The sequence below is a fragment of the Streptomyces bambusae genome, from assembly GCF_019400985.1.
GTDB lineage: Bacteria > Actinomycetota > Actinomycetes > Streptomycetales > Streptomycetaceae > Streptomyces > Streptomyces bambusae_A.
Genome location: NZ_WTFF01000193.1, coordinates 1 through 13,945 on the forward strand (window position 1 = coordinate 1; position 13,945 = coordinate 13,945).

The window sequence follows — 13,945 nt, forward strand, 5'->3', positions numbered from 1 at the left end:
CGACACACCCCCCGGCCAGCTCCCCGAGCTCGGCCGGTCCGGCTTGTGCGCGGCCGGAGTCTGCGGGCTGGTCGCCGTCCTGGGGGCCCTGCGGGAGGCGCTGTCCGGCGAGCACCCGGACTCGCCGGCGGTGCCCGGCCGCACGGCGCCCGCGCCGCAGCCGGAGCAGCCCTGCACGGCGCAGGAGCACGACGGCCCCGCCTACGAGGTGGTCTACCTGCTGGAGGCGGGCGACGAAGCCGTCGCGGGCCTGCGCGACCGGCTCGACGGGCTCGGCGACTCCCTGGTCGTGGGCGGCGGCGACGGGCTGTGGAACGTCCACGTCCACGTCGACGACGCAGGCGCCGCCGTGGAGGCCGGGATCGCCGCCGGCCGGCCGTACCGGATCCGCATCACCCACTTCGCCGCCGACGACAGCCACCGCATCCACGCCGAGCGGGTCCAGCGGGCCGTCGTCGCCGTCGTCCAGGGGGAGGGCCTGGCCGGGCTGTGCCAGGAGGCGGGCGCCACCGCCGTCCTCGCGCGCCCCGGGGAGCCGCCGGCCGCCTCCGACCTGCTCGACGCCATCCGCCGGGCCCACGCCCGCGAAGTGGTCCTGCTGCCCAACGACGCCGACCTGCGCGCCACCGCCGCCGCGGCCGCCGAAGCGGCCCGCGCCGAAGGCGTCCGCGTCTCCCTGATCCCGACCCGGTCGGCGGTCCAGGGCCTGGCCGCGCTCGCCGTGCACGAGCCCGGCGGCAGCTTCGACGAGGACGTGGTCGCCATGACCGCCGCGGCGGGCGCCACCCGGTACGCGGAACTGGCCGTGGCCGAGCGCCGGTCCTTCACCTCCGCCGGCATCTGCCAGGCCGGGGACGTGCTCGGCCTGATCGACGGCGACGTCGCGGTGATCGGCTCCGAGGTGCCCGGGACGGCCGAGGCCGTGCTCGACCGGATGCTGGGCTCCGGCGGGGAACTGGTCACCCTCGTCCTCGGCCCGGACGCCCCCGACAGCCTCGCCGAGCGCCTGGAGGCGCACGTACGAGAGGCCCACCTGGCCGTGGACACCGTCACCTACCATGGCGGCCGCCACTCCGCTCCGCTCCTGATCGGCGTGGAATAGCAGCGCGCACGATCCAGCCCCGCCTGGGGGCACCTCCCAGCGGTAGCTGGGGGAGTTCGAGGCGCGGGGGGCCCGGGGGCCACCCCCCGGTTCGGGAAGGGGCGGGGAGGGGAAAGGCTCCGCGCAGCGGCAGCCACACGTCGCGGCCCCGCTGTCAGCGCGATGGTGTGCAATAGGACACGTGCCCGGACTGGATGAACCGCTCAAAAAGACACTCGGCCCCGCCACCGCCAAGGTGCTGGCCGAGCAGCTCGGCCTGCACACGGTCGGCGACCTGCTGCACCACTACCCCCGGCGGTACGCCGAGCGCGGCGAGCTGACCTCGCTGGCCGAGCTCCACGACCAGCTCGACGAACACGTCACGGTCGTCGCCCAGGTCGCCGACGCCCGCGTGCACACCTTCAACGGGGGCCGCGGCAGACGCCTGGAAGTCACCCTCACCGACGGCGCCGGCCGGCTCCAGCTGGTCTTCTTCGGCTCCGGCGTGCACAAGCCGCACAAGGAGCTGCTGCCGGGCACCCGCGCGATGTTCGCCGGCAAGGTCGGCATGTTCAACCGCAAGCTCCAGCTCTCCCACCCCGCGTACGCCCTGCTCGGCGGCGGCGGGGACGGCGACGAGGCCGCCGACCGGGACGCGGTGGACTCCTTCGCGGGGCAGCTCCTGCCCATCTACCCGGCCTGCGGCAAGCTGGAGAGCTGGAAGATCTCCAAAGCGGTCGACGCGGTGCTGCCCAGCGCCGGCGACGCCGTGGACCCGCTGCCGCCCGCGCTGCGCGAGGGCCGCGGCATGCTCCCGCTGCCCGAGGCCCTGGAGAAGATCCACCGGCCGCGCACCAAGGCCGACATCGCCCAGGCCCGGGACCGGCTCAAGTGGGACGAGGCCTTCGTCCTCCAGGTCGCCCTGGCCCGCCGCCGGTTCGCCGACAGCCAGCTGCCCGCCGTACCGCGCCGCCCCGCCCCCGGCGGACTGCTCGACGCCTTCGACGCCAAACTCCCCTTCACCCTCACCGACGGCCAGCGCACGGTGTCCCGGGAGATCTTCGACGACCTCGCCACCGAGCACCCCATGCACCGCCTCCTCCAGGGCGAGGTCGGCTCGGGCAAGACGCTGGTCGCGCTGCGCGCCATGCTCGCCGTGGTCGACTCCGGCGGCCAGGCCGCCATGCTCGCGCCCACCGAGGTGCTCGCCCAGCAGCACCACCGCTCGGTCACCGAGATGATGGGCGAGCTCGCCGAGGGCGGCATGCTCGGCGGGTCGGACCTCGGCACCAAGGTGGTGCTGCTGACCGGCTCCATGGGCGTCGCCGCGCGCCGGCAGGCGCTGCTGGACCTCGTCACCGGCGAGGCCGGGATCGTCATCGGCACCCACGCCCTGATCGAGGACAAGGTGCAGTTCCACGACCTCGGACTGGTCGTCGTCGACGAGCAGCACCGCTTCGGCGTCGAGCAGCGCGACGCCCTGCGCTCCAAGGGCAAGCAGCCGCCGCACCTGCTGGTGATGACCGCCACCCCCATCCCGCGCACGGTCGCGATGACCGTCTTCGGCGACCTGGAGACCTCGGTCCTGGACCAGCTGCCCGCCGGCCGCTCCCCGATCGCCACCCACGTGGTGCCCGCCAAGGACAAGCCGCACTTCCTGACCCGCGCCTGGGAGCGGGTGCGCGAGGAGGTCGAGAGCGGCCACCAGGCGTACGTGGTCTGCCCGCGCATCGGCGACGGCGAGGACGAGCCGAAGAACGGCAGGAAGAAGGTGGCCTCGCCCGAGGACGAGGCCGAGAAGCGGCCGCCGCTGGCGGTGCTGGAGGTCGCGGAGCAGCTCGCCGCCGGCCCGCTCGCCGGACTGGCCGTGGAGGTCCTGCACGGGCGGATGGACCCGGCCGACAAGGACGACGTCATGCGGCGCTTCGCCGCCGGCCAGGTGCACGTGCTGGTCGCCACCACCGTCATCGAGGTCGGGGTGAACGTCCCGAACTCCACCGCCATGGTGATCATGGACGCGGACCGGTTCGGCGTCTCCCAGCTGCACCAGCTGCGCGGCCGCGTCGGCCGCGGCTCCGCACCCGGCCTGTGCCTGCTGGTCAGCGAGATGCCCGAGGCCAGCCCCGCCCGGGCCCGGCTCGCCGCCGTCGCCGCCACCCTCGACGGCTTCGAACTGTCCCGGATCGACCTCGAACAGCGCCGCGAGGGCGACGTCCTCGGCCAGGCCCAGTCGGGCGTGCGCTCCTCGCTGCGGATGCTCGCCGTCATCGAGGACGAGGAGATCATCGCCCAGGCCCGCGAGGAGGCCACGCGGGTCGTCCGGGCCGACCCGGAGCTCGCCGGCCTGCCCGGGCTGCGCACCGCCCTGGACGCCCTGCTGGACACCGAGCGGGAGCGGTACCTGGAGAAGGGCTGACAATGGGGGGTGCCCGCCCCTGCCGGGGCGGGCGTACCCCCTCGCAGACCGGCGGGCGTACACCCTCGCAGACCGAAGGACCCCAGATGACCCGCGTGATCGCCGGCACCGCCGGCGGGCGACGCCTGGCCGTGCCGCCCGGCACCGGCACCCGGCCCACCTCGGACCGCGCGCGCGAAGGCCTGTTCTCCACCTGGGAATCGCTGCACGGCATCCACGGGTCCCGGGTGCTCGACCTGTACGGCGGCTCGGGCGCGGTCGGCCTGGAGGCGCTGTCGCGCGGCGCGGCGCACACCCTGCTGGTGGAGTCCGACGCCCGGGCCGCGAAGACCATCCGCGACAACATCCGGACGCTGGGCCTGCCCGGCGCCGAGTTCCGGGCCGGCAAGGCCGAGCAGGTGGCCGCCGCGGCCGCGTCCGGAGACCCGTACGACATCGTCTTCCTGGACCCGCCGTACGCCGTCACCCACGGCGATCTTGGCGAGATCCTCCTCACACTCCGCTCCAACGGCTGGCTCACCGACGATGCGCTCGTCACCGTGGAACGCAGCACGAGAAGCGGTCCGTTCCCCTGGCCCGACGGCTTCGAGCCGCTCCGCTCCCGGCGGTACGGCGAGGGCACGCTCTGGTACGGTCGCGCCGCCTTCACCAGCGAAGAGTCATGATGACCGCACCGGAGAGCGAGGGAATTCAGTTGCGCCGCGCCGTCTGTCCGGGGTCGTTCGACCCCATCCACAACGGACACCTCGACATCATCGGACGCGCCTCCAGGCTGTACGACGTCGTGCACGTCGCCGTGATGATCAACCAGTCGAAGCAGGGCCTGTTCACCGTCGAGGAGCGCATCGAGCTCATCCGCGAGGCCACCGCCGACTACGGGAACGTCCAGGTCGAGGCCTTCCGCGGGCTGCTCGTCGACTTCTGCAAGCAGCGCGACATCCCGGCCATCGTCAAGGGCCTGCGCGCCGTCAGCGACTTCGACTACGAGCTCCAGATGGCGCAGATGAACATGGGCCTGTCGGGCGTCGAGACGCTGTTCGTGCCGACCATCCCCACCTACAGCTTCCTGTCCTCCTCACTGGTCAAGGAGGTCGCGGCCTGGGGCGGCGACGTCTCGCACCTGCTGCCCCCGCACGTCCACACCGCACTGATGGAACGTTTGGCCAACCGCTGACGCGGGCGCCGGGGCCACCCGGCGCCGTCCGGCGGTGTCCTGGCGCCACCCCCTGGCCGTACAGTCGTCCCGTCCGTCTCGGGAGCCACCCCGGGGCCGAGAGAGTGCGAGCCGCCTTGGACGTCCAGAAGAAGCTCGACGAGATCGTCGCAGCGGTCGCCGGCGCCCGGTCCATGCCCATGTCCGCCTCCTGCGTGGTCAACCGGTCCGACCTGCTCGCCCTGCTGGACGAGGTGCGCCAGGCACTGCCCGACTCCCTCGCCCAGGCCCGGGAGCTGCTCGGCGGACGGGACCGGATGGTCGAGGAGGCCCACCGGGAGGCCCAGCGGATCATCGAGTCCGCGCACGCCCAGCGCGGCACGCTGATCTCCGACACCGAGGTCGCCCGCCGCTCCCGGGACGAGGCGGACCGCATCCTGGCCCAGGCCCGGCAGGAGGCCGCCGAGATCCGCGCCGAGGCCGACGACTACGTCGACAGCAAACTCGCCAACTTCGAGGTCGTGCTCACCAAGACCATCGGCTCGGTGGACCGCGGCCGCGAGAAGCTGCTGGGCCGCGGCCCGGGCCTGGACGAGCACGGCTACCCCGATGCGGAGGCCCCCGAGCGCAGCCACGACCCGGAGGTCCAGCGCCGCCAGGCCGACGAGTACGTCGACACCAAGCTGGCGACCTTCGAGGCGGTGCTCTCCAAGACCCTCCAGGCCGTCGGGCGGGGCCGCCAGAAGCTGCTGGGCCGCTTCCCCACGGACGACCTGGGCGCCCACATGGCGGCCCAGGACGCGGCCGGGGCGTCCCCGGGGCGGGGCGGCAGCGACGCGGACTTCCTGGCCGGCCTGGCCGAGCCGGACGCCGTGGCCCCGCCCGTCGCGATCCCCGCGCAGGCGCCGGAACCCGCGTACGAGACGTACTCCTACCAGCAGCCGTACCAGGCCCAGTACGACGGCTACCAGCAGCCCGACCCGTACGCGGCGGGCGCCTACCAGCAGCAGCCCGACCCCTACGCCGCCGCCGGCTACCCCTACCCCGTGCCCGCGCAGGGGCAGCCGGCTCTGGACGAGACCAGCTTCTTCGACACGAGCATGATCGACATGGAGCAGCTGCGCCGGTACGAGCAGGGGCGCTAGCCCAGGCGCAGCCCGGTTCCGGCCGCGCGCGGGACGGCTCGGACGGCCCGGATTGGGCTCAGAGCGAAGCGCCGGGTATCCTGGCTCTTCGGTCGCGCGTATGCGACGCGCTCCACGCTGCCCGCCGGCAGCGCTCCTCAGCGATTTCACGAAAGCAGGAACGGCCCTGAACGCCCGCCTCGACCACCGCAACCCCCTCGTGTTCGACACGCACGAGCTGGGTCGGCGTCCTGGTGCCATGCAGCGGCTGTCCCGCGAGATCGCGGCTCCGGCGGACTTCGGTCTGGACGGGGTCATCGGGGTGCCGGAAGGCGCGCCCGTCGAACTCGACCTCCGCCTGGAGTCGGTCATGGAAGGGGTGCTTGTCACAGGCACCGCCCGTGCAACCGCCCTGGGGGAGTGCGTAAGGTGTCTGGAGGCCGTGGAGCGCGAGCTCGACGCGGACTTCCAGGAGATGTTCTCGTACCCTGACGCCGACGACCGGGGCCGCCCCAAGGCGGACGCCGGCGACGACGCCGAGGACGACGAGGGCATGCTCTTCCTCGAGGACGGCTTGTTCGACCTCGAACCCGTGCTGCGGGACGCGGTGGTGCTCGCACTGCCGCTGCAGCCGGTGTGCCGGGAGGACTGTCTCGGACTGTGCCCCGACTGCGGGGTCAGCCTGAATGAGGACCCGGACCACCACCACGACGCCGTCGACATCCGTTGGGCGGCACTGCAGGGACTCGTCGTGACCGATCAGGACGACGAGAAGGACAACATGAGCGGCACAGCTTCTGACGTAGACGTCCGGGGCGCCGCCGAGAAGCAGGAGAAGTAGCCGTGGCTGTTCCGAAGCGGAAGATGTCGCGCAGCAACACGCGCCACCGCCGGTCGCAGTGGAAGGCTGCGGTCCCCACCCTGGTTGCGTGCGAGCGCTGCCAGGAGCCGAAGCAGCAGCACATCGCGTGCCCGAGCTGCGGCACCTACAACAAGCGCCAGGTCCTCGAGGTCTGAGCGGCTGGTGAGAGGCGCAATGTCTGAGCTTGCCGGCGAGAAGAAGCAGGCAGACAGCAGCAACGCGGCCTCGTCCCACACGCTTCTGGAAGGGCGGCTCGGGTACAAGCTCGAGTCCGCCCTTCTGGTGCGTGCGCTGACCCACCGTTCGTACGCGTACGAGAACGGCGGTCTGCCCACCAACGAGCGGCTGGAGTTCCTCGGGGACTCCGTGCTCGGCCTGGTGGTCACGGACACGCTGTACCGCACCCACCCCGACCTGCCCGAGGGCCAGCTGGCCAAGCTGCGGGCCGCGGTGGTCAACTCGCGTGCGCTGGCGGAGGTCGGGCGTGGCCTCGAACTCGGGTCCTTCATCCGGCTCGGCCGGGGTGAAGAGGGCACGGGCGGCCGGGACAAGGCCTCCATCCTCGCCGACACCCTGGAAGCGGTGATCGGCGCTGTCTACCTCGACCAAGGCCTCGACGCGGCCTCGGAGCTGGTCCACCGGCTCTTCGACCCGCTGATCGAGAAGTCCTCCAACCTCGGGGCCGGCCTGGACTGGAAGACCAGTCTCCAGGAGCTCACGGCGGCCGAGGGCCTCGGCGTGCCCGAGTACCTGGTCACCGAGACCGGTCCCGACCACGAGAAGACCTTCACTGCTGCCGCCCGCGTCGGTGGTGTCTCGTACGGCACCGGCACCGGCCGCAGCAAGAAGGAAGCGGAACAGCAGGCGGCCGAGTCCGCATGGCGCGCGATTCGCGCGGCGGCGGACGAGCGGATCGCGGCGGAGGCCAAGGCGGCCGAAGCCGGGACCGGCGCCACCGCCCAGGACGAAGACGGCGGGTCGCCGACCCCCGCCGGCACGCCCTCGGCCTGAACCGGATTCCTTCACGGACGACCCCGTCGCACGACTGTGCGGCGGGGTCGTCCCGTTCACGGCACGGCAAGGGGGAGGGCCGCCCCGCAGTTGGGGCCGCACCGCCGAGGCCGGGCACCTGCGCCGCTACGGGCCGACGCCCGACGGCCGGGCCGAGGAGGCCCGATAAGCTGATCGTGTCCGCCCTGTCCGCGCCCGTCCGTCGAGGAGAGACCGTGCCCGAGCTGCCCGAGGTCGAGGTCGTCCGCCGGGGGCTGGAGCGCTGGGTGGCCGGGCGGACCGTGGCCGGCGTCGAGGTGCTGCACCCGCGGGCCGTACGCCGCCACCCCGGTGGCGGGGCCGACTTCGCGGCGCGGCTGGCCGGGCAGACGTTCGGGGTGGCGATGCGGCGCGGCAAGTACCTGTGGCTGCCGCTCGCGGACCGCGACCTTTCCGTGCTGGGCCACCTCGGGATGAGCGGGCAGCTGCTCGTGCAGCCCGAGGGCGCGGCGGACGAGCGCCACCTGCGTATCCGCATCCGGTTCGCCGACGACCAGGGCACCGAACTGCGCTTCGTCGACCAGCGCACCTTCGGCGGGCTCTCGCTGCACGAGAGCGTCCCGGGCAGCGCGGAAGGGCTGCCCGACGTGATCGCCCACATCGCCCGGGACCCGCTGGACCCGCTCTTCGACGAGACCGCCTACCACCTGGCGCTGCGCGCCAGGCGCACCACCGTCAAGCGCGCCCTGCTCGACCAGTCCCTGATCAGCGGCGTCGGCAACATCTACGCCGACGAGGCGCTGTGGCGCGCCAAGCTGCACTACGAGCGGCCCACCGCCACCCTCACCCGTCCCCGCAGCAGCGAACTGCTGGGCCACGTGCGGGACGTGATGACCGCCGCCCTCGCGGTCGGCGGCACCAGCTTCGACAGCCTCTACGTCAACGTCAACGGCGAGTCGGGCTACTTCGACCGGTCGCTCGACGCGTACGGACGCGAGGACGAGCCGTGCCGGCGCTGCGGGACTCCGATGCGGCGCCGGCCCTGGATGAACCGGTCGAGCTACTTCTGCCCGCGCTGTCAGAGGGCGCCGCGCGCCTCGTCGTAGGTCTGCCGGGCGGCGAGCACCTGCGGCATGCCGTCCTCCAGAAAGTGGATGAGGGTCAGCAGCCGTTCGGCGACCTGGTGGCCCATCGGCGTCAGCTCGTAGTCCACGCGGGGCGGGTTCGTCGCCTGCGCCTCGCGGTGCACCAGGCCGTCGCGCTCCAGCGCGTGCAGGGTCTGGGACAGCATCTTCTCGCTCACGCCGTCGACGCGGCGGCGCAGCTCGTTGAAGCGGCGGGGGCCTTCGTGCAGCGCGCCCAGAGTCAGGCCGCCCCAGCGGCCGGTGACGTGCTCCAGCGTCTCGCGGGAGGGGCAGGCACGCGCGAAGACGTCGAACGGCAGGTCGTCGCTCGCGGTTGCTCCGGTGCTGACAGGGGTCTCCATGGGGCCAGCGTACCCCTGGATAGCGCTAACTCGCAGCTTGCGCTTTCAAAAAGATAGTGCTTTTCTCTTTCTCACCGCCGCACGGCGACCACCCGGCACCTTCCGAGGAGAGATCCGCATGTCCACCGCCACCGCGCCCGCGATCGCCCCCGTCGTCTCGATCGCCTACCACTCGGGCTACGGCCACACCGCCGTCGTCGCCGAGGCCGTCCGCGACGGGGCCGCCGACGCCGGCGCCACCGTTCACCTGATCAAGGTCGACGAGATCGACGACGCCCAGTGGGCGCTGCTCGACGCCTCCGACGCGATCGTCTTCGGCTCGCCGACGTACATGGGCACCGCCTCGGGCGCCTTCCACGTCTTCGCGGAGGCCAGCTCCAAGCGCTGGTTCCAGGACGCCTGGCAGGACAAGCTCGCCGCGGGCTTCTCGAACTCCGCGTCCAAGAGCGGCGACAAGCTGAACACCCTGCACTACTTCCAGACGCTGGCCGCCCAGCACGGCATGAGCTGGATCAACCTGGGCCTGAAGCCGGGCTGGAACTCCTCCCAGGGCTCCGAGAACGACCTCAACCGCCTCGGTTTCTTCGCGGGCGCCGCCGCCCAGACCAACTCCGACGAGGGCCCGGAGGCCGTGCACAAGGCCGACCTGGCGACGGCCGAGCACCTGGGCCGCCGGGTCGCCGAACAGGCGCGGGTCTTCCTGGCCGGGCGCGCCGCGCTCGGCGCCTGAGCCGGGGCCGGGGTCAGGGCCCGGGCCGGAGCCGGGGCCGGGGTCAGGGCCCGGGCCGGAGCCGGGGCCGGGGTCAGGGCCTGAGCCGAGGCCGGGGCCCGGCGGTCGGGACCGGCCCCGCGGGGAGGGCGGGGCCGGCCGTCAGAAGCCGAAGTCCTGGGTCCACCACGGGCCGCCGGCGGCCACGTGCACGCCGACGCCCAGGGTGCGGAACTCGCAGTTGAGGATGTTGGCCTTGTGGCCGGGGCTGTTCATCCAGGCGTTCATCACGGCCTGGGCGTCGCCCTGGCCCCGGGCGATGTTCTCCCCGCCCAGGCCCGAGACGCCGGCCTTGGCGGCGCGGTCCCACGGCGAGTTGCCGTCGGGGTCGGTGTGGGAGAAGAAGCCGCGGACGGCCATGTCCTTGCTGAAGGCGCCGGCGAGGGCGGCCAGCGGCGGGTTCGCCCGTACGGCCGGGCAGCCCGCCTTGGCCCGCTCCGCGTTGACCAGCTCCAGTACGGCGCTCTCCTCGGCGGAGTGCCCGGTCGGGACGGGGATCGACGTGGCCGGGCGCGGCGCCGGCGGGACGGTCTTCGGCGCCGGCTTCGCAGCGGGCTTGTCCTCCGCCTTGGCGGAGGGGGACGGCGTGGGCGAGGCCGACGCCGATGCGGAGGCCGACGGGGACGGCGAGGCGGAGGGGGACGGGGAGGCCGACGCGGACGGGGTCGGGGAGGCGACGGAGCCGGGACCCGCGGAGGCGCGGCCGGAGAGGTTCGCCAGGCCGCCCTGTTGCTGGAGGTCCGTGGCCGCGACCGGGCGCGGCGTGGGCTTGGCCGTCACCTTGCCCGTCTCGCCGATGTAGGGGAAGGAGTCGCCGACCGGCACCACGCCGGTGGTGACGGCCGCGGTGGTTCCGAGCGCCGCCGCGACACAGCCGCCCAGCAGGGTGTTGCGCACGACGGAGCCGCGCGTGCGGCGCGGCGCGGGAAGTCGGTGGCGTCCCATCTGCGAAGCCTTCCAAGATCGACCTTTACTCACCCAAATGGGTGAAGTCATTGGTGCGCGACTGTACGCCATGGGGCACGGGGGGTGGCGTGAAGGAAATGTGGCCACCCGGTTAGCGTTCGCCCATGAATGAAGATGTCCGCATGACCGCCTGGGTGCGCGGCCGTGTACAGGGAGTGGGCTTCCGCTGGTTCACCAGGGAGAACGCTCTGGAGATCGGGGGGCTGTGCGGTTTCGCGCTCAACCTCGACGACGGGCGAGTGCAGGTCGTGGCCGAGGGTCAACGTGAGAATTGCCACCGGCTGCTCGACTGGATGCAGTCGTCCGACACGCCGGGACGGGTCGATGGAGTGACCGAGATCTGGGGTGTGCCGCGCGGCGGCTATGCCGGCTTCGCCATCCGCTGATCATGTACTGATCAGATCTCCATGCCGTCGGATCTGCGCATTCGTCTCCGACGCGTTGCCGCGCCCGCCGGTCCGTGCAAGGCTCGGAGGCGAGGATGATCTCCACAGGCCTTGTGCGGACCGGGTTGCCCGCCGATACGGGGCGTGATCGTGTTGACCGTCAAACTTTTTGGTGAGACGCTGGAAGTCCCCGCGCACCTGAGCTGTTTGGCCGTGGTGGCACCAGTAGCGCAGAGGCTGACCGTCACTGCCAGACACCGCGGGTGCGATTCCCTCACGACCCACACCGCTTCGGTCGGTCACTCAGTGTGGAGGACCATCCATCATGGCAAAGGCGCTTCTCGGTTACGTCGGCGGTTCCGACCCGCGACTCCTCGCCGAGATGCGACGGCTTCAGCAGCGCGTCCAGGACCTCGAGTCCGAGCTCGTACGGATTCAGTCCGAGAACGACGCGCTGAACGCGGCCGCCGCTCAGCACGGAGACTCGCTGCTGGACAGCATCGACATCGACGTACCCAAGGCGGAGCCTGCGCTCACCTGATCCGCGCCAATCTCGTCGCTCGACTCCAGCCCAGCACGATCTGCAAGGGACGCCCCGGCGTCCCTTCTTTCTTTGGGCGGGTCCGCGGTTCCTCCGGGCAGTCCTCGAAGTCCTCGCAGTCCCTCGAAGTCCTCGAAGTCCTTGCAGTCCTTGCAGTCCGCGTGCTCCCTCGCCGGCTCTCCGGGCGCTTCCCCGGCCGCACCCTCTCGTTCCCTCCCGGCCTCCTCGCCGTCACCTGACGACGACTCTGCCCCGCACCTTCATGGGTGAAACCGAACCCGCGAGGTAGAGTCCGGCGGCGTGCACCTCAAGGCCCTGACCCTGCGCGGTTTCAAATCCTTCGCGTCCGCGACCACCCTGCGTTTCGAGCCCGGCATCACCTGTGTCGTGGGTCCCAACGGCTCGGGCAAGTCGAACGTGGTGGACGCGCTGTCCTGGGTCATGGGCGAGCAGGGAGCCAAGTCCCTGCGCGGCGGGAAGATGGAGGACGTCATCTTCGCCGGTACGACCGGCCGCCCGCCGCTCGGCCGCGCCGAGGTGTCGCTGACCATCGACAACTCCGACGGCGCCCTGCCGATCGACTACGCCGAGGTCACGATCACGCGGATCATGTTCCGGGGCGGCAGCAGCGAGTACCAGATCAACGGCGACACCTGCCGCCTGCTCGACATCCAGGAGCTGCTGTCCGACTCCGGCATCGGCCGCGAGATGCACGTGATCGTCGGCCAGGGCCAGCTCGACTCCGTCCTGCACGCCGACCCCATGGGCCGCCGGGCCTTCATCGAGGAGGCCGCCGGCGTCCTCAAGCACCGCAAGCGCAAAGAGAAGGCGCTGCGGAAACTGGACGCGATGCAGGCCAACCTCGCCCGGGTCCAGGACCTGACCGAGGAACTGCGGCGCCAGCTGAAGCCGTTGGGCCGGCAGGCGGCGGTGGCCCGGCGGGCCGCGGTCATCCAGGCGGACCTGCGTGACGCGCGACTGCGGCTGCTCGCCGACGACCTCGTGACCCTGCGGGCGGCGCTGGCCGCGGAGATCGCCGACGAGGCCGCGCTGAAGGAGCGCAAGGAGGCCACCGAGGCGGACCTCGCGGCGGCCCTGGCCCGGGAGGCCTCTCTGGAGGCGGCGGTCCGCGAGCTCGCCCCGCGCCTGCAGCAGGCCCAGCAGACCTGGTACGAACTGTCCCAGCTGGCTGAACGGGTACGCGGCACGGTGTCCCTGGCCGACGCCCGGGTCAAGAGCGCGACGGCGCCCGTCGAGGAGGAGCGGCGCGGCCGCGACCCGGAGGACATGGAGCGGGAGGCCGCCCGGATCCGCGAGCAGGAGGCCGAGCTGACGGCCGCTCTGGAGGCGGCGTCGCGGGCGCTGGAGGACACCGCCCTGCACCGCGCGGAACTGGAGCGGGCGCTGGCGCAGGAGGAGCGGCGGCTGCGGGACGCCGCCCGGGCCATCGCCGACCGGCGCGAGGGCCTGGCCCGGCTGACCGGCCGGCTCGCCGCGGCCCGCTCCCGGGCCGGCGCGGCGCAGGCAGAGATCGACCGGCTGGTGGCGGCGCGGGAGGAGTCCGCGGAGCGGGCGGTGCGGGCGCAGGAGGAGTACGAGGCGCTGGCCGCGGAGGTCGAGGAGCTGGAGGACCCCGCGCTGGCGGGCGACCACGAGGAGGCGCGCGCCGCGCTGGCCGCGGCGGAGGCGGAACTCGGCGCCGCGCGGGAGGCCCTCACCGCGGCGGAACGTTCCCGTGCGGCCGTCTCGGCCCGGCACGACGCCATGGCGCTGGGGCTGCGGCGCAAGGACGGCACGGGCGCGGTGCTGGAGGCCCGCGAACGCCTCGCCGGGCTGCTCGGCCCGGCCGCCGAGCGGCTCTCGGTCACCCCCGGCTACGAGGTGCCGGTCGCCGCGGCCCTGGGCGCGGCGGCCGACGCCCTGGCCGTGACCTCCCCGTCGGCAGCGGCGGAGGCCATCCGGCACCTGCGCGAAACGGACGCGGGCCGCGCCACCTTCCTGATCACCCCGCACCCCCCGACCGTCCCGGCCCAGCCACCGGCCCCGGGCGGGACCACGGCCACCACGACGGCCCAGGCCGACTCCTCGACGACCGGGACGGCCCCGGCCCCGGGCCCCGGCCCGTCCGCGTCTGCCGGGGCGACCCCGGCCACGACCCCGGCGCCGGGCGC

General features: G+C 73.0%; 14 protein-coding genes and 1 pseudogene. 13 read left to right on the forward strand and 2 right to left on the reverse strand.

Annotated features, from left to right (window positions below; genetic code table 11):
* The 9 genes and pseudogenes from GPJ59_RS23715 to mutM form a co-directional block, all read left to right on the forward strand.
* Nucleotides 1-1,102 (forward strand): annotated as a pseudogene (locus tag GPJ59_RS23715) (DAK2 domain-containing protein); the annotation flags it as partial.
* Between the two features lie 172 nt (nucleotides 1,103-1,274).
* Nucleotides 1,275-3,497 (forward strand): ATP-dependent DNA helicase RecG, encoded by a 2,223-nt coding sequence (gene recG / locus GPJ59_RS23720; RefSeq protein ID WP_219669586.1) that lies wholly within the window; start codon nucleotides 1,275-1,277, stop codon nucleotides 3,495-3,497.
* Nucleotides 3,498-3,583: 86 nt separating this feature from the next.
* Nucleotides 3,584-4,162 (forward strand): 16S rRNA (guanine(966)-N(2))-methyltransferase RsmD, encoded by a 579-nt coding sequence (gene rsmD / locus GPJ59_RS23725; protein WP_219669563.1) that lies wholly within the window; start codon nucleotides 3,584-3,586, stop codon nucleotides 4,160-4,162.
* A 29-nt stretch (nucleotides 4,163-4,191) separates the two neighbouring features.
* Nucleotides 4,192-4,671: a pantetheine-phosphate adenylyltransferase gene (gene coaD / locus GPJ59_RS23730; RefSeq protein WP_219669589.1), complete on the forward strand. Its 480-nt coding sequence runs from the start codon at nucleotides 4,192-4,194 to the stop codon at nucleotides 4,669-4,671.
* A gap of 116 nt (nucleotides 4,672-4,787) precedes the next feature.
* Nucleotides 4,788-5,795, forward strand: a complete 1,008-nt coding sequence (locus GPJ59_RS23735) for a cell division initiation protein (protein WP_219669564.1) — start codon at nucleotides 4,788-4,790, stop codon at nucleotides 5,793-5,795.
* Nucleotides 5,796-5,895: 100 nt separating this feature from the next.
* Entirely contained in the window at nucleotides 5,896-6,615 is a 720-nt protein-coding gene (locus GPJ59_RS23740; protein ID WP_219669566.1) for a YceD family protein, read from the forward strand.
* Between the two features lie 2 nt (nucleotides 6,616-6,617).
* On the forward strand, nucleotides 6,618-6,791 hold the full coding sequence (gene rpmF / locus GPJ59_RS23745) for a 50S ribosomal protein L32 (protein ID WP_093607954.1): 174 nt from the start codon (nucleotides 6,618-6,620) through the stop codon (nucleotides 6,789-6,791).
* Nucleotides 6,792-6,810: 19 nt separating this feature from the next.
* Complete coding sequence (gene rnc / locus GPJ59_RS23750) at nucleotides 6,811-7,647, forward strand: ribonuclease III (RefSeq protein ID WP_219669569.1); 837 nt, start codon at nucleotides 6,811-6,813, stop codon at nucleotides 7,645-7,647.
* A gap of 215 nt (nucleotides 7,648-7,862) precedes the next feature.
* Nucleotides 7,863-8,732, forward strand: a complete 870-nt coding sequence (gene mutM / locus GPJ59_RS23755) for a bifunctional DNA-formamidopyrimidine glycosylase/DNA-(apurinic or apyrimidinic site) lyase (protein ID WP_219669571.1) — start codon at nucleotides 7,863-7,865, stop codon at nucleotides 8,730-8,732.
* On the opposite strand, the gene GPJ59_RS23760 is transcribed toward mutM, so the two are convergent.
* Nucleotides 8,705-9,112, reverse strand: a complete 408-nt coding sequence (locus GPJ59_RS23760; protein ID WP_219669573.1) for a winged helix-turn-helix transcriptional regulator — start codon at nucleotides 9,110-9,112, stop codon at nucleotides 8,705-8,707. The two genes, mutM and GPJ59_RS23760, sit on opposite strands and share 28 nt — an antisense overlap.
* Nucleotides 9,113-9,230: 118 nt before the next feature.
* On the opposite strand from GPJ59_RS23760, the gene GPJ59_RS23765 reads away from it, so the two are divergent.
* Nucleotides 9,231-9,842, forward strand: coding sequence for a flavodoxin family protein (locus GPJ59_RS23765; protein WP_219669575.1), 612 nt, complete (start codon nucleotides 9,231-9,233; stop codon nucleotides 9,840-9,842).
* Between the two features lie 141 nt (nucleotides 9,843-9,983).
* Here the strand turns inward: GPJ59_RS23765 and GPJ59_RS23770 are convergent, their stop codons facing one another.
* On the reverse strand, nucleotides 9,984-10,826 hold the full coding sequence (locus GPJ59_RS23770; RefSeq protein WP_219669578.1) for a CAP domain-containing protein: 843 nt from the start codon (nucleotides 10,824-10,826) through the stop codon (nucleotides 9,984-9,986).
* 125 nt (nucleotides 10,827-10,951) lie between these two features.
* On the opposite strand from GPJ59_RS23770, the gene GPJ59_RS23775 reads away from it, so the two are divergent.
* From GPJ59_RS23775 to GPJ59_RS23785, 3 genes are all read left to right on the forward strand, one after another.
* Nucleotides 10,952-11,233 carry an acylphosphatase gene (locus GPJ59_RS23775; RefSeq protein ID WP_219669580.1) on the forward strand — a complete coding sequence of 94 codons (282 nt, stop codon included), beginning with the start codon at nucleotides 10,952-10,954 and terminating at the stop codon, nucleotides 11,231-11,233.
* Between the two features lie 325 nt (nucleotides 11,234-11,558).
* Nucleotides 11,559-11,774: a hypothetical protein gene (locus GPJ59_RS23780; RefSeq protein WP_219669582.1), complete on the forward strand. Its 216-nt coding sequence runs from the start codon at nucleotides 11,559-11,561 to the stop codon at nucleotides 11,772-11,774.
* Nucleotides 11,775-12,074: 300 nt separating this feature from the next.
* A partial coding sequence (locus tag GPJ59_RS23785) for a chromosome segregation SMC family protein (protein WP_219669584.1) occupies nucleotides 12,075-13,945 on the forward strand: 1,871 nt, incomplete at its 3' end.

What these genes read in the sequence shown, in the direction of transcription:
- rnc (WP_219669569.1), top strand. Translation starts at nt 6,811, where the DNA reads ATGTCTGAGCTTGCCGGCGAGAAGAAGCAGGCAGACAGCAGCAACGCG.
- rsmD (WP_219669563.1), top strand. Translation starts at nt 3,584, where the DNA reads ATGACCCGCGTGATCGCCGGCACCGCCGGCGGGCGACGCCTGGCCGTG.
- GPJ59_RS23780 (WP_219669582.1), top strand. Translation starts at nt 11,559, where the DNA reads ATGGCAAAGGCGCTTCTCGGTTACGTCGGCGGTTCCGACCCGCGACTC.
- GPJ59_RS23770 (WP_219669578.1), bottom strand. Translation starts at nt 10,826, where the DNA reads ATGGGACGCCACCGACTTCCCGCGCCGCGCCGCACGCGCGGCTCCGTC.
- GPJ59_RS23740 (WP_219669566.1), top strand. Translation starts at nt 5,896, where the DNA reads ATGCGACGCGCTCCACGCTGCCCGCCGGCAGCGCTCCTCAGCGATTTC.
- GPJ59_RS23760 (WP_219669573.1), bottom strand. Translation starts at nt 9,112, where the DNA reads ATGGAGACCCCTGTCAGCACCGGAGCAACCGCGAGCGACGACCTGCCG.
- GPJ59_RS23775 (WP_219669580.1), top strand. Translation starts at nt 10,952, where the DNA reads ATGAATGAAGATGTCCGCATGACCGCCTGGGTGCGCGGCCGTGTACAG.
- GPJ59_RS23765 (WP_219669575.1), top strand. Translation starts at nt 9,231, where the DNA reads ATGTCCACCGCCACCGCGCCCGCGATCGCCCCCGTCGTCTCGATCGCC.